The 25,780-nt window shown below is 62.8% G+C and carries 20 protein-coding genes; 8 read left to right on the top strand and 12 right to left on the bottom strand.

Features of this window, described 5'->3' with window-relative positions:
• Positions 1–101 precede the first annotated feature (101 nt).
• Positions 102–2,426: a TonB-dependent receptor gene (locus IPF49_14315; GenBank protein MBK6288778.1), complete on the bottom strand. Its 2,325-nt coding sequence runs from the start codon at positions 2,424–2,426 to the stop codon at positions 102–104.
• Between the two features lie 130 nt (positions 2,427–2,556).
• Positions 2,557–3,360 (bottom strand): gamma-glutamyl-gamma-aminobutyrate hydrolase family protein, encoded by an 804-nt coding sequence (locus IPF49_14310; protein MBK6288777.1) that lies wholly within the window; start codon positions 3,358–3,360, stop codon positions 2,557–2,559.
• Positions 3,361–3,509: 149 nt separating this feature from the next.
• Between IPF49_14310 and IPF49_14305 the strand changes: the two genes are divergently transcribed.
• From IPF49_14305 to IPF49_14295, 3 genes are all read left to right on the top strand, one after another.
• Positions 3,510–4,880, top strand: a complete 1,371-nt coding sequence (locus IPF49_14305; GenBank protein ID MBK6288776.1) for an aspartate aminotransferase family protein — start codon at positions 3,510–3,512, stop codon at positions 4,878–4,880.
• 166 nt (positions 4,881–5,046) lie between these two features.
• The gene (locus tag IPF49_14300) at positions 5,047–6,498 is read left to right on the top strand and encodes an APC family permease (GenBank protein ID MBK6288775.1); all 1,452 of its coding nucleotides are present in this window, start codon (positions 5,047–5,049) and stop codon (positions 6,496–6,498) included.
• Positions 6,499–6,569: 71 nt separating this feature from the next.
• Positions 6,570–6,992: a universal stress protein gene (locus IPF49_14295; protein ID MBK6288774.1), complete on the top strand. Its 423-nt coding sequence runs from the start codon at positions 6,570–6,572 to the stop codon at positions 6,990–6,992.
• Between the two features lie 33 nt (positions 6,993–7,025).
• Here the strand turns inward: IPF49_14295 and IPF49_14290 are convergent, their stop codons facing one another.
• Genes IPF49_14290 through murI form a run of 3 tightly spaced genes read right to left on the bottom strand, consistent with a single transcriptional unit; the run spans position 7,026 to position 9,274 of the window.
• On the bottom strand, positions 7,026–7,895 hold the full coding sequence (locus IPF49_14290; protein MBK6288773.1) for a CoA ester lyase: 870 nt from the start codon (positions 7,893–7,895) through the stop codon (positions 7,026–7,028).
• A gap of 52 nt (positions 7,896–7,947) precedes the next feature.
• On the bottom strand, positions 7,948–8,433 hold the full coding sequence (locus IPF49_14285; GenBank protein ID MBK6288772.1) for a GNAT family N-acetyltransferase: 486 nt from the start codon (positions 8,431–8,433) through the stop codon (positions 7,948–7,950).
• A 25-nt stretch (positions 8,434–8,458) separates the two neighbouring features.
• Positions 8,459–9,274, bottom strand: coding sequence for a glutamate racemase (murI, locus tag IPF49_14280; GenBank protein ID MBK6288771.1), 816 nt, complete (start codon positions 9,272–9,274; stop codon positions 8,459–8,461).
• A 140-nt stretch (positions 9,275–9,414) separates the two neighbouring features.
• Here murI and IPF49_14275 point away from each other — a divergent pair, with 140 nt between their 5' ends.
• The gene (locus IPF49_14275) at positions 9,415–9,867 is read left to right on the top strand and encodes a nitroreductase family deazaflavin-dependent oxidoreductase (protein MBK6288770.1); all 453 of its coding nucleotides are present in this window, start codon (positions 9,415–9,417) and stop codon (positions 9,865–9,867) included.
• 33 nt (positions 9,868–9,900) lie between these two features.
• Here the strand turns inward: IPF49_14275 and IPF49_14270 are convergent, their stop codons facing one another.
• A complete protein-coding gene (locus IPF49_14270; GenBank protein ID MBK6288769.1) occupies positions 9,901–10,485 on the bottom strand; it encodes a UbiX family flavin prenyltransferase in 585 nt (194 codons plus the stop codon).
• On the opposite strand from IPF49_14270, the gene IPF49_14265 reads away from it, so the two are divergent.
• Both IPF49_14265 and IPF49_14260 read left to right on the top strand, forming a co-directional pair.
• A complete protein-coding gene (locus IPF49_14265) occupies positions 10,469–10,702 on the top strand; it encodes a hypothetical protein (protein MBK6288768.1) in 234 nt (77 codons plus the stop codon). The two genes, IPF49_14270 and IPF49_14265, sit on opposite strands and share 17 nt — an antisense overlap.
• 99 nt (positions 10,703–10,801) lie before the next feature.
• Entirely contained in the window at positions 10,802–13,330 is a 2,529-nt protein-coding gene (locus tag IPF49_14260; GenBank protein ID MBK6288767.1) for a TonB-dependent receptor, read from the top strand.
• A gap of 48 nt (positions 13,331–13,378) precedes the next feature.
• Here IPF49_14260 and IPF49_14255 read toward each other — a convergent pair whose 3' ends face one another.
• Positions 13,379–14,314, bottom strand: a complete 936-nt coding sequence (locus tag IPF49_14255) for a hypothetical protein (GenBank protein MBK6288766.1) — start codon at positions 14,312–14,314, stop codon at positions 13,379–13,381.
• A complete protein-coding gene (locus IPF49_14250; protein ID MBK6288765.1) occupies positions 14,311–16,296 on the bottom strand; it encodes a sulfotransferase in 1,986 nt (661 codons plus the stop codon). Before IPF49_14250 ends, IPF49_14255 begins: the two co-directional genes overlap by 4 nt.
• A gap of 202 nt (positions 16,297–16,498) precedes the next feature.
• Between IPF49_14250 and IPF49_14245 the strand changes: the two genes are divergently transcribed.
• Positions 16,499–18,157 (top strand): cation:proton antiporter, encoded by a 1,659-nt coding sequence (locus tag IPF49_14245; GenBank protein MBK6288764.1) that lies wholly within the window; start codon positions 16,499–16,501, stop codon positions 18,155–18,157.
• A gap of 30 nt (positions 18,158–18,187) precedes the next feature.
• On the opposite strand, the gene IPF49_14240 is transcribed toward IPF49_14245, so the two are convergent.
• The 4 genes from IPF49_14240 to IPF49_14225 are packed head-to-tail and all read right to left on the bottom strand — an operon-like array spanning position 18,188 to position 24,733.
• Positions 18,188–19,561, bottom strand: a complete 1,374-nt coding sequence (locus IPF49_14240) for a DUF1329 domain-containing protein (GenBank protein MBK6288763.1) — start codon at positions 19,559–19,561, stop codon at positions 18,188–18,190.
• Between the two features lie 30 nt (positions 19,562–19,591).
• Positions 19,592–21,190, bottom strand: a complete 1,599-nt coding sequence (locus IPF49_14235) for a DUF1302 domain-containing protein (protein ID MBK6288762.1) — start codon at positions 21,188–21,190, stop codon at positions 19,592–19,594.
• Positions 21,191–21,231: 41 nt separating this feature from the next.
• Complete coding sequence (locus tag IPF49_14230) at positions 21,232–23,592, bottom strand: RND family transporter (GenBank protein ID MBK6288761.1); 2,361 nt, start codon at positions 23,590–23,592, stop codon at positions 21,232–21,234.
• A gap of 22 nt (positions 23,593–23,614) precedes the next feature.
• Positions 23,615–24,733 (bottom strand): BNR domain-containing protein, encoded by a 1,119-nt coding sequence (locus IPF49_14225; GenBank protein ID MBK6288760.1) that lies wholly within the window; start codon positions 24,731–24,733, stop codon positions 23,615–23,617.
• A 121-nt stretch (positions 24,734–24,854) separates the two neighbouring features.
• Here IPF49_14225 and IPF49_14220 point away from each other — a divergent pair, with 121 nt between their 5' ends.
• Positions 24,855–25,715, top strand: a complete 861-nt coding sequence (locus IPF49_14220) for a class I SAM-dependent methyltransferase (protein MBK6288759.1) — start codon at positions 24,855–24,857, stop codon at positions 25,713–25,715.
• Positions 25,716–25,780: the final 65 nt, after the last annotated feature.

Below are 25,780 nucleotides of genomic sequence, written 5' to 3'. Positions count from 1 at the left end.
GTCTATCTGTTGAATTCGGGTGGAAAAATTGGGGTCAGAGTCATTTTTCTTGAAGAAAAATGACTCTGACCCCAATTCCCAGGCGCTCCTTCGAGCCGGGATCAGAAGTTCATGTAGGCGCTGGCACCGACGGTGCGCGGCTTGGCCGGCCACACCAGGGTATTGGTCAGACCATAGCCGCCGTTGTTGACGGTGTTCGCGTTGGCCCAGCCACGCTCGAAATACTCCTCGTCGAAGGCGTTCTCGACATAGAGCGTGACGCCCCAGTCGGCGGCATCATCATAGCCCACGCGGAAATTCCATTCCTCCCACGAATCGACCGCGATGCTCGGGATATTGTCGAGATCGCTGTACATGGTGTCCTGGTAGGAGAGTTCGCTCTTCGCGAACACTTCGCCGCAGAACATCGGGTAGGTCCAGGTCAGGTGCAGGGCCGCGCTCCAGTCGGGCGCGAACGGCATGTTCTTGCCGTCGCAGTTCGAACACACGCCGCTCGCGACCATGTCCTTGGCATCGGTGATCTCGGAGTCCATCCACGAACCGGCCATGAACGCCTCGAAGTGCTCGCCGATCAGCCAGCGTGCATCCACCTCGACACCGTGGTTCTCGGCCTCGCCGAGGTTGGCGACCAGCGAGGATCCATTGTCGAAATAGACCAGTTGCAAGTCTTCGTAGGTATACATGAAATAAGCCATGTTCAACTGCAGGGTGTCATCGAGCAACCGGGTCTTGGCACCGACCTCATAGCTGGTCGAGGTTTCCGGATCGAAGGCGGTCGGCACGCTTGCCGCCGACACCTGGCCGCTGTTGGTGATATCGAGATTGCCGTCGCCGTCGGCATCCGGCACCGTGATGCCGAAGGTACCGAAACCGCCGGACTTGTAACCCGTGGCAACGTTGGCGTAGAGCGAGACCTGCTCGTTCAGCTCGTAATTCAGCGCCGCGCGAGGCGTGAACTCGTCCCAGTTGTCGTTGTCGCCGACATAGCCCTTGGTGTGGTATTCCCACGAGAAGTTGTTGCCGAGCGCACCGCCGCTCTTGCCGACGCGGGTCCGCATGTCCTTTTCGTCATAGCTCCAGCGTGCACCGAGCGTGAGGTCGAGCTTCTCGGTGACGCTCCAGGTCATGTCACCGTAGAGCGAGTAGCCCTTGCTCTCGACATCGTTCCAGCTCTCCTCGCTCTTGTTCTCGTCGAGCAGCGCCGGGTCGATCGGGGAGCCCCAGTAGGCCTCGAACAAGGGATCGGTACAACCGGTGACGGGACCGCCGACGCCGCGCGGCTGGGTGCGCGCAATCGCGCGGCACAGATCGCTCTCGCCATAACGGTATTCGAAATAGCCGTCCACGGTTTCATCGTACGCCGCGGCACCGACGAACCAGTTCACGCTGTCGCCGGAGAAGTTGAGGCGCAACTCCTGGCTGAAATAGTCGACGTCGTTCTTCTGGCGGTAGTCATTGATATGCTCGGGCCGTGCGTCGTAGTCCTCGAGGTAGTCGAACTTGTAGGTCTTGTAGCCGGTGATCGAGCTGACCGTGTAATCCTCGTTCAGATCCCACTGCACGTTTGCGGTGAAACCGAAGATCTCCGACTCATCGAAGCCCTTGTCGCCGAGATCGATGTTCACCTGGTCCTTGTCGAGGCCGAGCACCGGATCCCAGTATACCGACGGGTCCTGCTCGCGATCCTCGTAGGTCACCGTGAAGGTCGCGTCCACCGCATCGCCGGCGTAGCGCAGCGACTGACGCGTCGATACCTGCTGGTGATAACCGAGATCGTCGCCACCGGCCAGGTTCTCGAGCCAGCCGTCCTCGTCGAGCCCCTGGATATTGCCACGGTAATACCAGCTGTCGCTGAGCGGAATATTGACCATGCCGTGCACGTCGAAATGATCGTATTCGGCAATCCCGCCGCTGATGCGACCCTCGAACTCGTCAATCGGCTTGTTGGTGATGATACTCACCGCGCCGGCGATCGCATTGCGTCCGAACAGCGTGGCCTGCGGCCCCTTTACTACCTCGACCCGCTCGATGTCATAGAAATTCATCTGCACGCCACCGTTGCGGCCCTGCCAGACACCATCCGTGAACACCGGTATGGAGGGATCGCCGCCGATGCCGAAGTCGTTGGTCACGATGCCACGAATCGAAAGCGCATCGATGAAGCTGTCTTCGGTCTTGCCGTAGAAGCCGGGTGTCAGGTCGACCAGCCCGCGGATATCGCTGATATTGGCGTCGGCAATGAACTCACCGCTGAACGCGGACACCGCGACCGGAACGTCCTGCAGCGTCTGCTCGCGCTTCTGCGCGGTGACGATAATCTCTTCCAGCACCGGTGCCGCAAGCGCCACCGTGCCGGCTCCGAACAATGCCGTGGATACCGCCAGTGCCAGCGCATTGCGGTTCCTGAGAATGGATTTCGAGCGCATGTTTTTCCCCTTTTGTATTTGTATCAAAACTGCAGGCTGCACGCCTGCATCGCTGCAATTCAGCGCTTCGCAGGCAGCCACACCCTTCTGAAGATTCTCCGATCTCCTGTACCCGGGGCATATACCCCTATCAGGTAGTAGTTTTAGCAGTTCTGGCCCGATGATGCGACCGCACGGCAGCGCCAAAAGCGGCAAAAATAGCCATGGACAGCGGGCTCTCGGCAAAGCGCCACTCCGGATGCCACTGCACACCCACGGCAAACGCGCGGCTGTCGCGCACGCTGACCGCCTCGATCAGCCCGTCCGGCGCCCGTGCCTCGACCCGCAGCCCGCCGCCAAGACGGTCTATGCCTTGCGCATGCAGGGAGTTGACCGGATAGCTGCGCTCTTCGAGCAGGCCCGCCAGCACGCCGTCCGGCTCGATGATCACCGGGTGGGCGCTGGCATACTGCTGCTCGCGGCTGGCATGCTTGTCCTCGCGATGATCCAGCATGCCCTCGATTTCCTGTACCCGCTGATGCAGGGTGCCACCGAGCGCCACATTGAGTTCCTGTATCCCGCGACAGACACAGAACAACGGCAAGCCCGTTTCGAGCGCCAGCCGGATCAGCGGCAGCGTGGTCTGGTCGCGCTGCGGATCGTGGGAGGTTCCGGGTGCGCTGGCTGCCCCGGCATAGTGCAGCGGCTCGACGTTGGACGGGCTTCCGGTCAGGAACAGCCCGTCGAGCGATCCCAGCAGTTGCGCGGGATCGACGAAATCCGTGATCGGCTCGAGATCGCGCCCGGCGCCAAGCCCGGGAATCAGCAACGGCATCACCCGTGCACCGTGTGCCACCGCATTGATGTATTTCTCGCCCACGCCATGAAAAGGGTGCAGGCCCTTGTCGAAGATATCGCAGGGGATACCGACCAGCGGAACATCGAGCCCACGCATCGAACACCTCGTTTTGCGGCTACCCCAAGCGGGGTAGCATCGTTGACACTTCCGACCCTGAACTCCCATTCTATGAACAGAGCAAGTGCGCCGACATACCACCAGCGGGTTAATACCGCGTCTCACGGCAATTTCAGGAGGAAGCGGAAATGAGCGTCACCACGGCGACGAAGCAGCAATGGCAGGAGATGGACCGTGCGCACCACCTGCACCCGTTCACCGATTTCAAGGAGTTGAACGAACGCGGCACCCGCGTGATCACCCGCGCCGCGCATATCAACATCTATGACGCGGACGGGCGCGAATACCTCGACGGGATGTCGGGCTTGTGGTGCTGCAACCTCGGCTACAGCCGTACCGAGATCGTCGATGCGGTCACCCGGCAACTGAAGGAGCTGCCGTTCTACAACAACTTTTTCCAGTGCGCACACCCGCCGTCCATCGAACTGGCGAAGGTGCTCGCGGATATCACGCCCAGCCACATGAATCACGTGTTCTTTACCAATTCCGGCTCCGAGGGCAACGACACGGTGCTGCGCATGGTGCGCCGCTATTGGGACCTCGAGAACCAGCCAAAGAAGCGCATGATCATCAGCCGCATCAACGGCTATCACGGCAGCACCATCGCCGGCGCCAGTCTTGGGGGCATGGCTTTCATGCACAAGCAGTTCGAGCCGCTGCCTTATGTGACGCATGTCCAGCAGCCCTACTGGTACGGTGACGACGGGGCTCATTCGCGCGAGGAGTTCGGGGTACTCGCAGCGCGCGCGCTGGAACAGAAGATCGAGGAACTCGGCCCGGACAATGTCGCGGCATTCATCGCCGAGCCGGTACAGGGCGCCGGCGGCGTGATCATTCCGCCCGAGACCTACTGGCCGGAAATCCGGCGTATCCTCGCCAGGTACGGCATCCTGCTGATCTCCGACGAGGTGATCTGCGGTTTCGGACGCACCGGCCAGTGGTTTGGTCACGAATATTACGGCATGGAGCCCGACCTGATGACCTTCGCCAAGGCCGTGACCAACGGCTACCAGGCGCTGGGCGGGGTGATGGTGGGCGAGCGAGTCGTGAACGTGCTGAACAGCGGCGGCGGTGAATTCGGCCACGGCTTCACCTATTCCGGGCACCCGGCAGCCTGCGCGGCTGGCCTCGCCACACTCAGGATCCTGCGCGAAGAGAATATTCTCGGACACGTCGCCACCACCACCGGTCCGCATCTGGCCAGGCGCTGGGCGGAGCTCGCCGACCACCCGCTGGTCGGCGAGGCACGCACCCTGGGCCTGTTTGGCGCCCTGGAACTGGTCAGGAACAAGAAAACCCGCGAGCGGTTCACTCCCGCCGGCCGTGCCGGCATGCTGTGCCGCCAGGCCAGCCTCGATAATGGCCTGGTGATGCGCGCCACCGGTGACACCATGATCATCGCTCCACCACTGATATGCAGCGTCGCCGAGATCGACACGTTGGTCGAACGCTCGCGTGCGGCGCTGGATCAGGCGGCGCGCGAACTCGGGGTCGCCTGAACCGCAGTCCTCACTGTCCTTTGCCGCGGAGAACCGTGTGAATCGTAACGACGCTGTCGCTCCGCAAGCACATATCACCGCGCACGATTCACACTACCGTGCCGAGCCCGATCTTCTCGACAAGGGCCTTGCCCACGATTCGATCGGTCTCTCGGCCAGCGTCGCGATGGCGGTGTCGTGCGTGGCGCCCGTGTATGCGCTCACGGTGGCACTCGGCCCCACGGTGCGCGAAGTGGGCCTGCAACTGCCGGCGGTGCTGCTGGCCGGCTTCGTGCCGATGCTGCTGGTCGCATTCGCCTACCGCGCACTGAACAAGGTCATCCCGGATGCGGGAACCTCGTTCACCTGGACCGTCAAGGCCTTCGGACCCTACACCGGCTGGATGTGCGGTTGGGGGTTGATCATCGCCACGGTGATCGTGCTGTCGAACACCGCGGGCGTGGCCGCGACGTTCTTCTACCTGTTCCTGGCGCAACTGCTCGACAACCCCGACATCGCCGCGTTCGGCGCGCGCAAACCCGTCAATGTACTGACCACCTCGGCGATGGTTGCGCTCGCGACCTGGGTCGCATGGCGCGGCATGATGACCGCCAAGCGGGTAACCTATGTGCTGGTCGCGGTCCAGATGGTCGCGCTTGCCGTGTTTTGCCTGCTGGCGTTTCGCGGCATCGCCAGCGGCACCGTGCCGACCGCCATCTCCTTCGAGTGGAACTGGCTGAATCCCTTTTCGGTCAAGACCGTGGCGGCACTGGTATCGGGGCTGTCGCTGTCGATCTTCATCTACTGGGGCTGGGATGTGTGCCTGTCGGCCAACGAGGAAACCCGCGGCAGCGAGCACACCCCGGCGGCAGCCGCGCTGCTCTCGATCATGGCGCTGGCCGGCACCTATGTGCTGGTAGCCATCGCGACCCAGATGTACGCGGGCATCGGCGACACCGGCATCGGCCTGGGCAGCCCCGATACCCATGACAACGTGTTCGCCGCGCTCGCCACGCCAATCATGGGTCATCCGCTCGATCTGCTGCTCTACGGCGCGGTACTCGCGAGTGCCGCCTCGAGCCTGCAGACCACTTTCATCCCGGCCGCCCGCACCATGCTCGCGATGAGCGTCTACCGGGCAATGCCCGCAATATTCGCCCGCATCCACCCACGCCACCAGGTGCCGAGTAACGCGACCATCGCAGCGGGCGTGCTCACCGCCGCGTTCTACGCGGTGATGACCTGGCTCAGCGAAAACGTGCTCAGCGACACCGTGGAATCGCTTGGCATGATGATCTGCTTCTACTACGGTCTGACCGCGCTGTCGTGTGTCTGGTATTTCCGTCACGAGTACCGGATCGGCCTCGGGCCGCTGATCACCAAGGGTTTGTTGCCACTCCTCGGCGGCGGCATGCTGGCCGCGATGTTCGTGCAGTTGTGCGTCACGACCTTCGACCCCGGATACGGCAGTGGCGGTGCGATATTCGGTGTCGGAACCGTTTTTGCGATCGGCGTCGGCATCCTGCTCCTCGGCGCCGTGCTGATGATCGCCTGGCGCCTGGCCCAACCGGCGTTCTTTCGTGGCGAAACGCTGCGTCATGACACGCCCGCCTTGATCGTCGAGGACCCCCCTGCCTGAACTGCCCCATGTTCGCAACGGGCAGCGGCATGTAATATCCTCACCGCAACAAAACCCAGGGGAGATCGACAGTGGACAAGATTCTGGTTCCGGTGGACGGCTCGGATCAGTCGGCCAAGGCCGCACAGTGGGCCTCGCGGCTGGCGGCACAACTCGGCGCGTCGCTGACGCTGCTGCATGTGCATCATGTGCCGGGCTCCGAGGCCCTGGGTCTCAACTCTCTCGAACGCAGCGAGATCGACCAGATCGAACGCCGCATCGCGGGCCCGAGCTTCGCCAAGGCACGCGCCCTGATGGATTCGTCGGTGAATGCGGAAACCCTGGTGGGAATCGGCGAACCGGCCGATGAAATCGTGGCACTGGCCAAAAAACACGGTGCCACCCTGATCGTGATGGGCACCCGCGGCCAGTCACTGGCGCGCGAAATACTGCTCGGCAGCGTCAGCGAGAAAGTGATCCGTCATGCGCATTGCGCGGTCACCGTGGTGCGGTGAGGGCGCGCGGGCACTGACCCGTCCACGGGTTTTTCACCAACCCATCGCGGCAATTGCCGTCGCCAGCTCGATCTCGCGCTCGGCTTCGGCGACGTGCAGCTTTTCCACCAGGCGTCCGTTCACCACCACCACCGCGCTGCCGCGCGCACGCGCCTGCTGCCAGGCGTCGATCAGCTCGCACGCCTTTTCGAGTGCCGCCGCGGTGGGCGTGAAGGCCCGGTTCGCCGCCGCGAGTTGACGCGGGTGGATCAGGCTCTTGCCATCGAAGCCCATGTCACGCCCCTGCTCGCAGGCGTGGGCAAGACCCGCATCATCCTCGAGATCCAGATGCACGCCATCGATGATATCGAGTCCATGCGCTCGTGCCGCCAGCACGCAGAGATTCAGCGTTGCGATGAATCCGATCCGGTCGTGGGTATGACGCACGCGGGTTTCGCGCGCGAGATCGGCGGTGCCCATCAGGATCGCGCGCAGACGCGGATGCGCACCCGCGATCGCGTCGATATCGAGAATGCAGCGGGCGGTCTCGGCCATGATCCACAACGCCAGGCTCTGCGGCGCACCTGCCTGTTCGAGCAGGCGCGCGGCCTCCCGCACCTCCGCGGCCGAGGACACCTTCGACAGCACCACGCCGTCGGCGCCGGAGACGGCGAGCGCACGCAGATCATCGACACCCCAGGGCGTGTCGAGCGCATTGGCGCGCACCAGCAGTTCGCGCGCGCCGTAACCGCCGGCCGCGATCGCCGCCAGGACCTGTTCGCGCGCTTCGCGCTTGCGCCCGGGATCGACCGCATCCTCGAGGTCCAGGATCAGCGTATCGGCTGCCAGCGTGCGCGCCTTGTCGAGGGCGCGCGCGTTGGAGCCCGGCATGTAGAGCGCGGAGCGGCGGGGTCGAATCGTCATGGTCGGGTCCTGTGCTGGAACTCGTGCGTCGAAGCGATGCGCGATTTGTGACTCATTGCGTTTCCTCGCGGTACACCACCAGGCCACGCGCCCGGTAATTGGCCAGCGCCGAGGGATGGTCGAGGCTGCAGGTGTGCACCCATACGCGTCGCGCGCCCCAGGCCCAGGCACATTCGAGCGCGCGGCTCAGCAGGTCGCCGCCGAAACCGCACCCTATGAAACGCGGCGCCAGTCCGAAATAAGCGATTTCCACCGTATCGCCAGGCTGGCGGTGCAGTTCGAAATAGCCCGCCGGGGATCCGTTGCCATAGGCAATCCAGGTGCGCAGATCGGGATTCTCGGCCCAGGCGCGCCATTGCTCGTCGCTCCAGGACAGCTTGTCGGTCCACGACCACGGTCCGCCGACAAAAGCGTACAGGAAGCGGTTCACCTCGTATTGCGCGACCACGCACTCGCGCAGTTCGAGCGCGCTGTTGCGCGCGGCACGCCGCAATTGCGCGGGACGGTGCATCTCGAGGGAATAGGTCGTCACGCTCATCGCTCGCTCTCCGTGAACGTCTGCATCAGCTGTCGGGCAATGCCACTTTCACCATGCAGAATGATTCCGGCAACGGCGCCACCGCCACCGGCTCGCCAAGCAGGCGCGTCATCACGCGCTGCTGCGCCACATGATCGCCGCTGGTATGGCAGCGCAGGCTGCCCGCGCCCTCGTGGTCGTCACGGAGCAGGTGCGCGATGCGCCGTGCCACCGCTGCACCGGGATCGACGATGTGCACCGCATTGCCCACGAGCGCACGCAGCGCTTCGATCAGGAACGGATAATGCGTGCAACCGAGTACCAGTGTATCCGCGCCCGCCTGCAGCAGAGGCTCGACGTAGCCGCGCAACAGCGCGCGGGTGCGCGGCCCATCCAGCTCGCCTGCTTCGACGCATTCCACCAGGCCACTGCAGGGCTGGCTGATCACGCGCACAAATCCACCGAAGCGCTCGAGCAACTGTGCGTACTTGTGACTCTGCAGGGTGCTCGCGGTGGCGAGTATCGCGACGATACCGCTGCCGGTTGCGGCCGAGGCCGGCTTGACCGCGGGCTCGATCCCGACGATCGGCAAGCGGAATCTTGCCCGCAGATCGAGCGCGGCGGCGGCGGTCGCGGTGTTGCAGGCCACGACCAGGGCGCGCGCACCCTGGGCGAGCAGGAACTCGCTGATCGCGAACGCACGCGCCCGGATAAAGGCTTCGGACTTGTCGCCGTAGGGAAGGAAGCGCGCATCGGATACATAAACGATATCGAGCATGGGCATCAGTCGGCGCATCTCGCGCACGATGGAGAGTCCGCCCACGCCGGAATCGAATACACCCACCGGGCGGAAATCAGGCATATTGCGTGCGGTGCCCCTGGCAGGATTGAACCGGGCGCTATGGTAATGAAAGCCCGGCACCGGGAGCAAACGCTTGCCGCCATGTGCCGCGCGATGCTACGGTCCCCGACTCCCGCTCACGCACCACAGGGTTGACACGGATGGCGTTGCTGAATCTGCTGATGTCTCCGGCCGGACTGTCATTCGATCGCGCGCTGGTACGCTGGACCGGGCACTCGTTGCTGAACCGGGTATTCGCGCGCCAGGCCGGGTTCGCCGCGCAACCGGCGCTGCTGCTCGAGACGCGCGGTCGCCTGAGCGGCCGCAAGCGCGCCGCCGCGCTGCCCTGGTTCCGGATCGACGGCAAACTGCTGATCGTGGGCAGCAAGGGCGGCCAGCCGACCGATCCCGCGTGGGTCGGCAACCTGCGCGCCGAACCGCTGGTCAGCGTGTATATCAATCGCAAACGCGTCTTGGCGCAGGCGCGCATCGCCCAGGGCAGCGAGCGGACCGCATTATGGAAGGAACTGGTGCAACGGGTACCCGTCTATGCGACGTACCAGGCCAGCACCACGCGCGAGATCCCGGTGGTCGTGCTCGAAATATCCGCGTGAGCGCGCGACGGCACAGCACATCGAAATCATTCACTACCCGGGAGCTCCGCTCCTGCCCTCGCCCCAGCGGCGAAACAAACGGTGCTCGATGCCCAACTGGTCGAAAACCTTGCCAACGGTCTGGTCGATGATGTCGTCGATGCTTTGCGGTGCGTGATAGAAAGCCGGCATCGGTGGCAGGATGATCGCGCCATAATCCGCGGCCTTGAGCAGCAGTTCCAGATGCCCCTTGTGCAGCGGCGTCTCGCGCACTACCAGCACCAGCCGACGTCGCTCTTTGAGCATCACGTCCGCGGCCCTGACCATCAGCGTATCGGCATGGGAGTTCGCCACTGCGGACAATGTCTTGATGCTGCAGGGCATGATCACCATCGCATCGCAGAGATACGAACCACTGGCGATCGAGGCCGCCATATTGCTTTCCCGGTGCACCACATCGGCCAGCGCCCGCACCTCGTCGACCGAAAATCCGGTCTCGAGCGCGATATTGGTTTTCGCGGTCTCCGACAGAATCAGATGCGTCTCGATGTCCGCCATATGCTGCAGCTGCTGCAATGCCCTGATGCCATAAATGACCCCGGACGCTCCGCTGATACCAACGATGATGCGCTTTTTCATTTGTGTCCCTTGCTCATTGGCGATGGCTGGCAAGCGCAGTCAAACCGGATTTCTGCCCGCATCCGACGACCGCGCACCCGGGCGGCGCGCAAACTCTACCTTGATTCAGTCCTTCACAACCAGCGCATCGGGTTTCATCCATTTCCCAAAACGCGGATTATTGGCTTACAATAATTTTCAGCAGATCACCGCGCAGACGGTGAAGCGTATTTCATGATGCGATGGCTCTGTTTGCCGATCAGCGGAAAACATGCGTCGTCACGTCGCTCCGGTTACGATCGGTGTGAATACATATACCAATAAACGGGAGAACGACATGCCAGGGGATTCCACCCGCAGCTCGGCAAAACGGATTCAGCGTCGCGCCATCGCCGCGGCGATTTCCGCCGCGATGGCCGGTACCGGCACATCGGCAGTGCAGGCCCAGCAATCAGGCGGCGGTATCGAGGAGGTGATCGTCTCGGCACGCAAGCGTGACGAGAACATCCAGGATATCCCGCAATCCGTTCTGTCCTTCAGTTCCGAGGAGCTCACCAAGAAGGGCATCACGAGCCTCAATGATGTCGCCAAATTCGTGCCGGCCATGACCGTGGTCGGCTCCGGTGCCGGCCTCAACAAGATCGTGTTTCGCGGCCTCGCCGACTCGATCCGGCCCTTCCTCGCGGACTCCTCGGCGGCGATCTATCTCGACGAGCAACCGCTGACCACCGGCGCGCAATCGCCCGAGATCCGGCCGATCGATATCGATCGCATCGAAAGCCTCGCCGGGCCCCAGGGAACTCTTTACGGAGCCAGCTCCCAATCGGGCACGGTGCGCTATATCGTCTCCAAGCCCGACCCCGAGGCCTTCGATGCCAATGTCGGCGCCGGCATTCACGGTATCGATGACGGCGGCCAGGGCTGGGACGTGGACGGGATGGTCAATATCCCGGTGATCAAGGACAAGCTCGCGATCCGCCTGGTCGGGTTTGCGGCCAAGGATGCCGGTTTCATCGATAACGTGCTGGGCAAAACCCCCTATGCAGGCACCAAGACCAACGCCAGCCAGGTGGATGACGACTTCAACGATGCCAACTGGAAGGGCGGGCGCGCCTCGATCAAGTGGCTGGTCAACGATGACTGGGCTGCGACCGGAATCTTCAACATCCATCAATCCAAGATCAATGGCTTCAACGATTACGACCCGACCAAAGGCGACCTGAATACCGTCAAGTTCCACGACGAAGGCTGGGACGACGACTGGAAGAACTTCCAGTTCACCCTGGACGGCGATCTCGGCTTTGCCCAGCTCAGTTCGTCAACCTCCTATTTCGAGCGCGATACCGCCTACCAGTTCGACGGCACCAACGGCGTCGCTTACTACCACTCGGTGCTGGGCGTGTACGGGCGTGGCAACTGCGCCACCGATCCGGGAATGGCCGAATACAATATCTACGATTTCGCCACTGCCTGCTCGCTGAACGGCAGCGGCACCGACATCGATGACGGCGATCCCACCGGCTATTTCCGCAACGATCAGCGTGACGAGCGCTGGACCCACGAGACCCGTCTGACCGGTACCAGCTCCCGGCTCGACTGGACACTCGGCTTTTTCTACCAGGAAGCGGATCAGCACTGGGTCTATGGCACCCACATAGACGACTACACGCGGACCGAGTCATGGGCGGCATACAACGTGATCTACGGCCCGCTGGAGCCGACCGATGTGCGCTGGGGTTCGAGCGAGAAGAACACGCGCAAGGATACTGCGGTATTTGGCGAGGCAACAGTCGATATCACCGACCAATGGAAGCTGCTGCTCGGCGCCCGCTGGTACAAGGCCGAGATGGAGCGCACCTACAAGCTCACCTACCCGGCCACGGCACCCGGCGAGACGGTCGACGTCGATGGCGACGACGATGGCCTGCTGCCAAAGATCGGCCTGCAATACTATTTTCATGATGATTTGATGGTGTACGCCCTGTATTCCGAGGGCTTCCGGCTCGGCGGCGTAAATCGCGACCGGGCGCAGCAGCGCGGCCTGACGTCCACCTTTCCGTTGCAGTACGACTCCGACATCCTGGAAAACTGGGAGGCGGGTTTGAAATCGCAGTGGTTCGATGGTCATTTCCAGGCCAATATCACCGCTTACCACCAGCTATGGTCCGATATGCAGCTCGAACTCCCTGACCCGCAGAACGGGGACCTGATCGATACGGACGGCGATGGCAGCGGCGATACGCGCTACCCGTACCAGACGGTGATTGCGAACCTCAGCGATGCCGTGGTCGATGGTTTTGACCTTGACCTGACCTACGTCACCGATGTCGGGCTGTCGTTCGGACTGGTTTCGACCTACCTGTTCCAGGCCGAACTCGAGGACGATGTCAGCGTCACCAACCCCAATGATCCGACCGACGTCACCTTCGAGATCAAGGGCGGGACACGTCTGCCGCTCACCGCCGACCTGAACGTCTCGGCCTATGCCGAGTACGAATGGCCACTCGATCTGCTCGGTGGCGGCGATGCCTATGTCCGGCTGCAATACGCCTATACCGACGGCTCATGGAACCGCTTGATCGACGACGATGACTGTGGTCCCAACTGCAAGGACATCAACGGGAAACCGCTGCCATTTGATTATGGATATCTTGGCCGCGTGCGGCAGACCGATTATGCGCTGTGGGATGTGCGCGCCGGCTTCAACTCGGCCGAGTGGGAATTTTCGTTCTACCTCGACAACCTGATGGACCAGCGCGTGATCAGCTACCACGACACCAACGTGGACCTGATGTGGCGACGCGACAACGTCGTCACCTCTACTCCGCGCATGGCCGGGATGAGCGTGCGCAAACACTTCAAGTAAATGGGGTCAGAGTCAATTAATTGAAAATTAATTGACTCTGACCCCATTTTAGAACGGCCACAGCTCGAGGCCATGAATCGCGTTGCGGATATCCAGCGACAGGTTCACTGCCGCAACCCGCTGCCCCGAAGGCAGATCGTAGAGACTGATCGTCGACGGCGATGATCCACCGGCGATCAGGCGCTCGTTCACCACGCACAAACCGCGTCCGAAGCGCTGGCGGGCAATATTCGAATCATCGATCCCGGCATTTTCGATCCGCCCGGCTTCGTATCCGATGATCGCGAAGGCGCGCTCGCCGCCTTCGCGTGGCACATGACGCACGGTGTCTGCCTGTGTGTCATTGAACAACACGCCGTCAGCAAAGCGTTGCGCGTTGTGGGTGCCGAGCGGCAGGCTGCACACCGTTCCCACCTGCATGCGCGATCCCAGCCGCAGCAACGCTGGCACCCGCAATCCGCCGACAAAAATGCCGGCCTCATCCACCGACACGCTGTTCAGGTGCAGCGTGTTGCGCGGCCCGGGCCCCGCATCGCCGCGCGGGTCGAACGCGGCCGCACCGAAGCCGCCCTCTGCACCGCGCGACAGGCAGGCGCCCCAGACAAATTCCTCGCGCTCGAGATTGAAGCCGAGCAGGCTGTCGAAGCCGGTCGAGCTCAGGAACAGCATTTCGTCTTTCACCGCGATCTCATGACAATGCCGCAGGTAGCGATTGCTCCAGCTACCGAGCAGATTGAATGCCTGGTCATAGGCCAGCAGACGATCGCTCGCCGCGATATATATCCGATCGCCATGGAACGCGATGCCACGCAGTCCACGGTCCCAGCCACGCCCGCTGAAATCGATATCGCAGTCGTTCCAGTCGATGCACTGACGCACCTTGCGCCGGCTGAAATCCACCAGGTAGACGCCGCCGTGGCTCTCGCCCTGCTGGCTGCCCCGCACCACCGATGTCGCGATCAGTACCGGCAAATCCGGATTCATGAATCCCAGCCCTCGAGTTCGGTTCCGATCACCTCGATCAGCGGCCCGAGATGCCCGCGGAAGTTGCGCCAGTGGTTGACCGAGGACGAATACAGCGGCTGGCGTACCTGCTCGGAGCTTGCAGTGCGCACCGGGCGCTCGGTTTCATGAAAACGCAGGCAGGCTTCCTCCCACTGCAGACCGCAATAATCGAGCAGGCGCCGCGTCTGCAGCTCCTGGTCGCGGATCAGCTCCTCGTAACGCATCTCCAGCACCTGCCCCGGCAACACCTCGTGCCAGTGACGCATGATGCTTCGGTATTCGAGGTAGAACTCGCCCAGTTCGACCAGGTCGTAGCTGAAGCTCTGGCCGAGCGCGAAATGCTGCTTGAAGCTGCCGAGGCAACTGTCGAGCGGATGCCTTCGCGCATCGATGATCTTCGCCTGCGGCAGGATCAGACGGATCAGGCCGATGCCGGAAAAGTTGTTCGGCATCTTGTCGGTAAAGAACGGCTTGCCGCTGCGATGGCGCCGGGTGCGCTCCAGGTACATCGCGCCCAGGGCGCGCAATTCCCCGGCATCGAGAGAGGCGACCGCTTCCGGGTATTTCAGCTCGGGGTAACGGCGCGTGATTTCGCTGATCACCCGTGCCAGGTCGGGCAGCTCCGCGGTACCCTCCACCTGGCTGTGACTCGCCAGAATCTGTTCGATCAGCGTGGACCCCGATCGTGGCAGACCGACGATGAAGATCGGCACCGTATCCGCTGCTGCCGGCACCGCAGGCGCGCCAGCCAGCAACTGCGGATTGAACACCTTGCGGATACGCTGGTGCATCACCTCGGTGTCGACCGGATCGTAGGCAATCCGCATGCGCTGGGTGCGACAGGCCTTGTCGTAGTATTCGAATGCACGATCGAATTCGCGCACATCCTCATGCGCCTTGCCCAGGGTGAACATGAAATGTACCCGCGCGTCGTCGTCGAGCGACTCCTGGGCGAGGCGGCGCTCCATGTCGGCGACTTCCGCGGCGCTGAACCGGAAGGTCTTCAGGTTGGCGAGACTCCAGTAGACCTCGGCAAAATCGGGTTGCAGCCGCATCGCTTCGCGATAGGCGGCAATCCCCTCTTCCTGGCGCCCGAGCGTCTTCAGCAAATGCCCCAGACCCACCTGTGCAGTCGGATTGTCGGGACGCAGGCGGATCGATTCGCGGTAGGCCGTGATCGCCTCCTCGTGCCGCGCCGCAATGGCCAGCATGCTGGCGTGCAGATAATGCGCCAGCGCGTGGCGCGGGTTGCGCCCGATCAGCTGCGCGGCACAATCCACCGCCTCGTCGATGCGATCGAGCTGCTTCAGCACCCGTACCAGGTCGAGCCTTGCATCATCGAAACCCGGCGCAAGCGCGAGCGCGCGGCGTAACAGCCGCTCCGCTTCCGCATGCTGCCCGGCCTCGCCGGCTATCCGCGCCAGCATCCGCAGCGCATTCACCTCGTCGGGATTGCACCCGAGAATCTCGCGACACACCGCTTCGCACTCGCGATAGCGTGCCGCACGCAGGTGCTCGCCGGCTTCCAGCAAACGCCGGCGCTCGGGGTTACGCTCGATATCCTGCTCGAACAGGCGATCCGCCTCCTCGCCGCGCCCGGCAACCGCCAGCGCATGCGCAAGTTTTCTGCGTGCCGATTCCGAATGCGGATCGAGCTCCGCTGCGCGCTGCAGGTGCTCCAGTGCCTCATCCATGCGTCGCATCTGCAACAGCGCCTGTCCGAGATGCTCGCGCGCGCGGGCAAAGTCCGGCGCGAGCCGGACTGCACGGGTGAGCGGATCGAGTGCCTCCTGCGGCTGTCGCCCGGCGATCAATGCCGCGCCCAGCAAGGTAAGCAGATCGACGTCATCGGGATCGCGCGCCAGCCGCTCGCGACACAACGCCGCCGCACCCGTCGCATTTCCGCTGCGCATCAGGCCGAGCGCGCGCTCGAAAAATTGTCGGTTGTTCACCGCTTCCATATCTGCTCCGGCCATTATCTGTGTCGTATTGTAAGCAGCCCGCTCGTCATTGGCTTGCCGGGGTTCAATGTGGACCGGTCTTCAGGCAGACTGAATGCCGCGTTCGATGAGCTCTCGCCAGTACGGCTGCTCTGCTTCGCCGCAGGATATTCGTCTTCCCTTGTCCTGAAACACATTGCCGCATTCGAGGTAACATCCAACAATGCACGAACCCTTTGCCGAGCTTGCCTTGCTGCTGCTGATTGCCGCCGGTGTGGGCGCGATCGCGGTGCGGTTGCGCCAACCGGTGCTGATCGCCTATATCGTGGTGGGAATCGCCGCGGGGCCGGCCGGCTTCGAACTGGTGCAGGCGCACGACCAGATCGTGCTGCTGGCGCAATTCGGCATCGCGGTGCTGTTGTTCCTGGTGGGGCTCAAACTCGACCTGCCGCATGTGCGCCATATCGGACCGGTGGTGCTCGCAACCGGACTCGGCCAGCTGGCATTCACGATTTCGATCGGCTTCGTCATGGTACTGGCCATGGGCCGCGACTGGGTCACGGCGTTGTACGTGGCGGTGGCGCTCACCTTTTCCAGCACCATCATCATCATCAAGTTGCTCTCCGACCGGCGTGAACTGGATTCCCTGCACGGGCGTATTGCGGTCGGCATCCTGATCGTGCAGGACATCGCCGTGGTGCTGGCGATGATGGCAATGAGCGCGCTCGGCGCCCGGTCCGGCACCGATGCCGGCTGGCTGCTGGTGACACTGTCCATCGGCGCCCGCATGACCGCTGCCGCCGTCGTTCTCTATGTGTTGATGCGCTTCGTGCTGCCCTCGCTCACCCGCCTGATGATGCGTTCACAGGAACTGCTGCTGATCTTTGCCATCGCCTGGGGAACCGCGCTCGCGGCACTCGGGGAATGGGCGGGTTTCTCGCGCGAAGCCGGGGCGTTCATGGCAGGTTTCTCGCTCGCCTCGACACCGTTTCGCGATGCGATCGGCGCCCGACTCACCGGCATTCGCGATTTCCTGTTGCTGTTCTTCTTTATCGATCTCGGCGCAAATCTCGACTTCTCCACTCTCGGCAGCGAACTGTGGGCGGCAATGCTGCTGTCACTGTTCGTGCTGATCGGCAAGCCGCTGATCGTGATGGCGATCATGGGCGATATGGGCTATCGCAAGCGCACCGGCTTTCTCACTGGCCTGAGCATTGCGCAGATCAGCGAGTTCTCGATCATCTTCGTGGCGATGGGTATCTCGCTGGGACACCTCGGGCCCCAGGCACTCGGACTGACCACCCTCGTCGGACTCGTTACCATCGCGCTGTCGACCTACATGATTTCCTACTCACCCGCCATCTACGACCGGCTCGGCCCATGGCTGAGTTTGTTCGAGCGCCGCCAGCCGCACCGCGAACTGGCCGTGGAAAGCGAGCGACTGCTCGCGAGCTCTCCGCGCGTCGTGGTGTTCGGTCTCGGGCGTTATGGCGCGCATCTGCTCACACGTCTCGATCACAATGGCGTGCCGGTCATGGGCGTGGATTTCGATCCCGAGACGGTGCGCAGACACCTGCACCAGGGCTATGCGGTGCGCTTCGGAGATGGCGAGGACGCGGCGTTCCTCGACACGCTGCCGCTCGCGGGCGCGGACTGGATCGTGACCACGCTGCCAACCCGCGAGGCCAGCGAGGCCCTGCTGCACGCATTGAAGGCTGCCGGACTGCGCGCCCGGATTGCCAGCGTGGTGCGTGACCAGGCGCACGTGCATACCCTGCAGCAGGCAGGAGCGACGCGGGTGATCAACCCGTTCCTGGATGCCGCCGATCATGCCGCGCAGATGATCACGAACGAGTTGAAGCCAACACAGCACCCATCGTGAGCGGCCAGCATCGGCCGGCGCCGGGGATGTCTAGCGGCGCCCGGATTTGCGCAGATTCGCGGGCGTGTAGAAATCCGCTCCGCGGTCTTCAGCGGAAAAATTCCATGGTTTGGTCCAGTTGGTCAGGCGCGTGGCATTGTAAATGCCCGCGCGCAGATCATGGAACATCTGGGTGCGCTTTTCGTAACCCTCGAGATCGTAGGCATAGATCGAGTTGATCAGCACCGTCTTCCACAACTCGCCGCGACCATCGTAGTTTTCCGCGATCGCGATGTTCCAGCCATCCTCCTCGACGTAGAAGCGACGCTTGCCGTAGATATGACGGAAACCCTCGCGCAACGTCGCCTCCACGATCCACACGCGACGCAACTCATAGCGCATGTAATCGGGATTGGCGTGACCGGCCGTGAGCAACTGCTCCTCGGTGAGTGCCGGATCGTCAAAGCGATAGCTGTGGAACGGCACGTACATTTCCTGGCGCCCCGCGATTTTCCACTCGAAACGGTCCATCGCGCCATTGAAGCCGAGCGTGTCGTCGATGGTGAGAATGCCACCCGGTCCGTCCGGCGTGTCATATCCGACATTCGGCGCCTGACGGATACGCCGCGAGCCCGGCAGATAGCGCCATACGCTGCGCGGAGTCTGGGAATAATCGAGCGGTTCGAGAATCAGCGTGATGGTGCCCTTGTCACGCACCGGCTCATCGACCGCGAACCAGATGTAGGCGGAGTACTTGCTGATGCTCTTGAAGTCCGCACCCATCGGCAGTTTCGGATCGGAGAACAGCACTTTCATATAGGTGGTTCCACGACGCAGCGCGCGGGTACCATTCGGATACACCGCCACATCGTCGGTGTAGCCTTCCTGATCGGCCGAGGGGCTGTTCAGGCGCGAATTCCAGATCGGTTCCGCTCCCAGTTTCGGAATCGGAAACGGCAACCCGCCGTTGTAGCCGTTGATGCCGTCGTCACCGTTGTAGAGTTCCGCGTGTCGCGCGTTGTAGGCCGTGCGCTCTTCACGCGTGGCGTTATCGCGGAAATCGCGGTGGGTCGGATAGATGTCCATCCTGAAGGTCTTCGGGTAGGTCGTGAACAACGCCTGCTGCCCGACGCTCAGGCGCTGCGCGTATTCGGCCATTTTGTCCGCGGTTATCGAGAACAGCGGCTTTTCGCCGGCGTAGGGGTCAGGATAGACGGTGCCCGGCCCACCCCAGTCGAGGCCAGGCGGCAGGCCGCGGATCGTGCCGCCCCAGGCGGGAATCGATCCATCGCCATTGGCCGCTTTCTCCGCACCTCCGGGAGTCAGGTCCTGCCCAAGGCGCGCGGCTTCCTCCTCCGACACTTTTGCCCCGGCAAGCGGCGCGGCAAGAACCATCAACAGGGCGATAATATTGCGCAAATGCATTGCCTTTCCTCCAGCAAATCCATCACACGTTCAGAAGCTGTACTTGAGGGTCAACGCGACGTTGTCGCGATCGATACCCCAGTTATCGAAACCACCACCGAAATACGTGGCATAGCTGAGCTCGGCCATCAGGGTATCGAGATAGGTGCCGCGCAGCCCGACGCTCAGCACCACCGCGTCGTCGACCATGTTCGACTCGCGCACGGTTCCGTGCGCCGTGTGCATCAGGAACACCGGCACATTCAGATCGACCGCCTGAATCACGTTCTTGTAGGCAAAATCGGCACGCAGCGCGTAGCCCCACGCCGCCGAATCGTACCTGACTTCGTCGTTGCTGCGTCCCTGGTCCTGCACTCCGACCACTTCGCCCACTATCGTGAGATCGTCCCAAAGCGCCGAGGGCTCGAACACCGCGGTGAATCCGATCTGGGCCTGCAGCAAATCGTCCTCGCGCGGGTCGCCGGCCTGATCGGCCATCGGCACCCCCTGGCGCAGCGACAGCTCGCCATTGACCTGCATATCGCCGAGCAATGTCGAGAAACTCAGACCATAGGTATCGATATCCTCGACATAGTGAATGCGATAGCTCACCGGCAACTCCTGCCCGGCAAACGCAATTCGCGTCAGCTCGAAAGCCGGCGACTTGTTGTGCGCGCGGACGTAGTAAAAACCGATCTCCGCGCCGGACTCGAGGCTCAGGCGCAACGCGCTGCCCCATTGACCCTGATCGCTGGCGTCATCGGTCGCCAGTCGCGGCACGAACGGATCGAGACCGACCAGGTCGAGCGCGCCGAGATAATAACTCTCGGCACCAACCCCCATATAATCCTGCTGGCTGAAAAAACTGCCCACGCCGTTGAGCCGGGTACGCTTCCATTCGTACTGGTAATAGCTCTGCAGGGTGAGGCTGGAACTGATATCGATCTGCCCGTAAACGGCACCGGTGGGCAGCAGGATTTCCTTGACCTCGGTACCCGGCACATTCGCCGCGCCAGCGTCGAAGCGGTTCTGCATGCCATTGATGCCGGGAAAAAACGTCGCCTCGCCCCAGTTGATGACCTGACGCCCCAGGCGCAGGTCGAGCAATCGTTCACCGATATCGAAGCTGCCATAAACATAGGCATCGAGTATCGCCAGATCGGAGCCATGATCGTCCTCGGTAGCGGCGGGAAAATCGCCGATCCGGGTGTCGGGTCGGTCGTTGTAGGTCTGGTATCCGATCGCGTCCATATCGGTGTGACGGTCCTGGTAGACCTGGTCATAGAATGCCTTGGCACGCACCAGTACGCCGAAGTCACCATAATTGAGCTCGAGATCGGACAGCACCGACATCCGGCTGGAAACAAGCCCGGTATCGAAGTTGTTGTTGCCGTCATCCATGTTCTGCGCGATCACGGTATCCGTATCGCTCAGAAACGCGAGTTTCTCGGCAAGTCCCCACGCCGGATCCGGCCGACGCAGCAGGCTGTTCTGCGGATCCTCGACGCGCCACTGCGCGCCATAGGTAAGCGAGGTATCGAGATCCATCGACAGACCCGAATCCCACTCGAATGTCATTGCCTGCCCCGACCCCGCGCAGTACAGCAGCGCGGCGCCCGCCAGAATCCGGCGCATCAATCGGTGTTTCATTCCGTACCCCATAACATCGGCCATTCATGCAGGCGTTGCTTCTATGCCGGCACCTGCGTCTTCTCCGGTTTGATCAGATGACAGGCGAGCGCGGGCAGCAACCACAGTGCGCCGAGCATATTCAGCAGGAACATGAAGGTCAGCAGCACGCCCATATCGGCCTGGAACTTGATCGGCGACCAGATCCAGGTGGCGACGCCGATCGCCAGCGCCACCCCGGTGAGGCTCACCGCGGCACCGGTCGTGCACAGCGTCGAAAAATAGGCTTGCTCGAGATTCATCCCCCGCTGCAGAAAACCCTGCAGCCGGTTGTAGATGTAGATCGCATAATCCACGCCGACGCCGACCCCGAGCGCGATCACCGGCAGCGTCGCGACCTTGACGCCGATACCCAGCCACGCCATCAGCGCATTGCACAATACCGAGGTCAGGCCGAGCGGCACCATGATGCAGATCACCGCGGTAAACGAGCGGAAACTCAGGAACACCAGCGCCGCGACCACGGTGTAGACGAGTATCAGGATCTGCGTTTGCGCCTTGGCAATCTCCTCGTTGGTAGCCGCCTCCACACCGGCATTGCCGGCAGCGAGCACGAAACGGATATCGTCGCTGTCATTGTCCTTGGCAAATGCCTTTACTTCGCGCACCACGGTGGCGAGCGTCTCGGCCTTGTGATCTTCCAGAAACAGCGCCACCGGAGCCAGGCTGCAATCCGCGTTCACCAGTTGCGGCGGCACCATCCCGAAGGTGGTGTCGAGCGCGCGCTGATTGCGACTGAGTTCGGCCCACTTGAGGCTGCCCTCGTTGAAACCCATCATCACCTGGCGCGCAACCGTCGCGAGCGAAATCGCCGATTCCACCCCCGGCACGTTCTCCATGCTCCAGGTGAAGCGGTCTATGCGTTCGAGATTCGGATAGAGGTAACAGCTGTCGGGCCGGGTCTCGACCATGACCACGAGCACATCGGAACTGGTGGCGTAGTTATCGTTTATGAAACGGCTGTCGATGTTGTAGCGCGAATCGGGACGGAGTTCCGGCGCACCGGGATCCAGGTCTCCGATACGCAGATCGCGACCGCCAACCAGTCCGACGGTGTAGCCCAGCGCCGCGACCAGCAGCGCCAGCGTGGCAACACGCGGCGTCGCGCAGCGTGCCAGCAAACGCCAGAGAACCGGATCGGCTTGCTGACGCTTTTCGATATGCTGACGACCGCGCAGGCAGATACCGAGATACGACATCAGCACCGGCAACAGCACCAGGTTGGTGAGCAGGATGACGGCCACACCGACACTGGCCGCGACACCAAGATCCTGGATCACCTCGATATCGATCAACATCATGGTCAGGAACCCGACCGCATCCGAGAGCAGCGCCGCCATTCCCGCGATATACAAGCCGCGGAATGCAAATTTGGCCGCCATCAGCCGCGACCTGCCGGCGCTGGTCTCGACACCCACCGCGTTCACCACCTGCACTCCGTGACTCACACCGATCGCGAACACCAGGAACGGAATGAGTATCGAATAGGCATTGAGTCCGTAACCCAGGGTGGAGAGCAGCCCCAGTTGCCAGATCACCGCAATCATCGAACAGCCGAGCGGCGCGATCGTCGCCGCCAGGCAACGGGTGTAGCAGAACAGCAGCACCGCGGTGACGGTCACGGTGATCACCGCGAACAGGAAAATCGCCGTCACGCCCTCGAGCAGATCGCCGACGATCTTGGCAAACCCGGTGATGCGCACGCGGATGTTTCCCTGCTCGAAGCGATCGCGGATCTTGTGCTCGAGCTCGCTCGAGAATGCCTGATAATCGAGGGCGCGCCCGCTGATCGGATCGCGATCGAAGATCGGTGCCTCGACGATGCTGGAGCGGAAGTTGTCGGCCACCAGGCGCCCGACCTGGCCCGAGCGCAACAGGTTCTGCCGCAGCGCCTCGAGACTCGCGGCCGAGCCGTCATAGGTATCGGGCATCACCACGCCACCTTCGAAACCGGACTCGGTCACCTCGGTCCAGCGTACGTTCGGTGTCCACAGCGACTTCAGCTGGTTGCGGTCCACTCCTTCGATATAGAACACCTCATCGGTGATCTGGCGCAGCACCGCGAGATACCCGGCATCGAAGATATCGCCCTCGGAATTCTCCACCGCGATCTGTATCGTGGTGCCGGAAGCGCCAAGTTCCGCGAGGTGCCCGAGCATCGCCTTGATGAACGGATGCTCGACCGGGATCATCTTCTCGAAACTCGCGTCGGGACGCAGTTTTGCGGTCTGCACCGCGAAAAACAGGCTGAGCAGTGCAAATACCAGCACCAGCGCCGGACGATGCCCGAAGACCATCCGCTCGATGAAACGCTCCTCGCGGCGCGCCATCAGATCCTGGTTGCGTGATGGATCCGTCTCCATCTAGCGGGCTCCCGCGCGACGATCATTCATCGCCGAGCGCCTGCTCGAGCCGTTGCGCACCACCCTGCCCGACCGCCACGAAAGTGCCGTCCGGGGCTTCGATCACGGCGCTCAGGTTGGCGCGCCGCGGTGCGCTGAACGGGATACCCAGTTGATTGCCGTGCGCCTTCAGAATCGTGCCCACGTTGCCGACCAGCAACAGTTCCCCTGCCTCATCCAGCGCGGCACCGGCCAGCACCACTTCGGTACGCGATCGCAGCGCGCTCCAGTGCTCGCCAAAATCCCGCGACAGCAGCACGCCGCCCTGCAATCCATAGGCATACACGGTCGCGGTGCCGGGCAGGGCCAGCGCGCCGAACAAGGTTCCTTTATGAGCGGAATCCAGCGCCTGCCAGCTGGCGCCCGCGTCCTGCGAGCGCAGCACGATGCCGGCCTCGCCAACCACCAGCAAGCGCCGGTCATCGGCGGCGGCAATGGCATAAAAATGATTTTCATCGGGATTGTCGATGCGCGAGCGACCATCCTGCCAGCTGCGGCCGCCGTCGAAGGTATCGAGCCAGGCACCGAACGCGCCAACGGCGATGCCGTGCTCGGCATCGCCAAACCACACATCCATCAGTGGCGGTGCGAACAACGGCTCTTCTGCACGCTCGGTGACGTCTTCCAGATCGAACTGCGCTGCCTCGCGCTCCTCTTCGCCCGCCTCCGGACCGAGCGCCGCGAGGCGCTGCCTGGCCAACTCGATGTCCGAGCGGTTCAGCGCCGCCTGGGCTGCGAGACCATCACGCTGCAAGGCCCAGGTTTCGCCCCGGTCGGTGGTCGCGAGGATCATGCCGTCATGACCCACGGCCCAGCCCCTGCGCTCGTCGATGAAGAACACCGCGGTCAGCATCGAGGTGGCGGGAACACGGGCCTGGACCCAACCGAGCCCATTGTCATCGGAATACAGCACATGACCGCGCTCGCCGACGGCCACCAGGCGCCTGCCCGCGGCCGCGATATCGATCAGCAGACTTTGCCGCGCGCGCGGAACGACAGGGGCATAGCGCACATCCGCAACAGCGTGCACGCTCACCAGAGTGACGGCCAAGACAAGCAGCCGGCCGGCCAATGCGGCCAGTGGCGGCGAAAACACGCCCATACGATTTATCCGTAACATGTATTTATCGGGCTATGTGTATTCTAGGCAGGCAACGGGTCTGCGCTCATGACTTGCATCAAGCGAAGGCAATGGCATGACAAACACAACAAAGGAACACTTCATGGCTAACAACGATCAACAGATCGAACACTGGAATGGCGAAGCCGGACAGCGCTGGGCGGAACACGACAGCGCGCTGGAAAAGACGCTGGCACCAGTCACCGCAGCCCTGCTCTCGAAGGTGACAGTGCATCAGGACATACAGGTGCTCGATATCGGCTGCGGCTGTGGCAACCAGAGCGTGGCGCTGGCGCGCCATATCGGTCCGCGCGGACACCTGACCGGTATCGATGTCTCGGCACCGATGCTGGCGCAGGCCAGGGCCAGAACGGCACGGCCCGACAGCACGCGTGCCGGGCTGTCGTTCGTGCAGGCGGACGCCGCAATCCATGATTTCGGCGATGCCCGCTTCGATCTGCTGTTCTCGCGTTTCGGCGTGATGTTCTTCGCCGATCCGCTGGCGGCGTTTCGCAACCTGCACCGCGCCTGTGCGCCGCGGGCCCGGATGCTGTTCTGCTGCTGGCAGTCGAGCACGCTGAACGACTGGATCAGGCTACCCATGCAGGCCGCACTGCGCCATGTTCCGGCGCCGCCAGCCCCGGATCCCGACGCCCCCGGCCCGTTTGCGTTCGCCGATCGCGCACGTGTAACAACGTTGCTCCAGGATGCCGGGTTCAGCGATATCGATCTGCAGCCCCTGCAGCTCGATCTGTGTTTCGCCGAAGCGCCAACGCTGGCCGAGGCCGTGGCAATGCTGCTGCAGGTGGGCCCGGTCGGAACCCTGCTCGCTGCCCACGACGATGCCACCCGCGCCCGTGCCCACGAGGACATCTGCAGCGCGCTCGGACACCATTACAGCAATGGCAAACTGCTGCTGCCTGGTGCGATCTGGCTGGTCACCGGAACCAGGGGGCAGGCCTGATACCGGGCCTGAACTTCCGCCTCCCGGCATTGGCTTGCACGGCGGCGATATCGGCTGCGGGCGCC

It is taken from the genome of Gammaproteobacteria bacterium, assembly GCA_016705365.1.
Taxonomy (GTDB): Bacteria; Pseudomonadota; Gammaproteobacteria; order Pseudomonadales; family UBA5518; genus UBA5518.
This window is presented reverse-complemented; position numbering and strand designations above follow the sequence as displayed.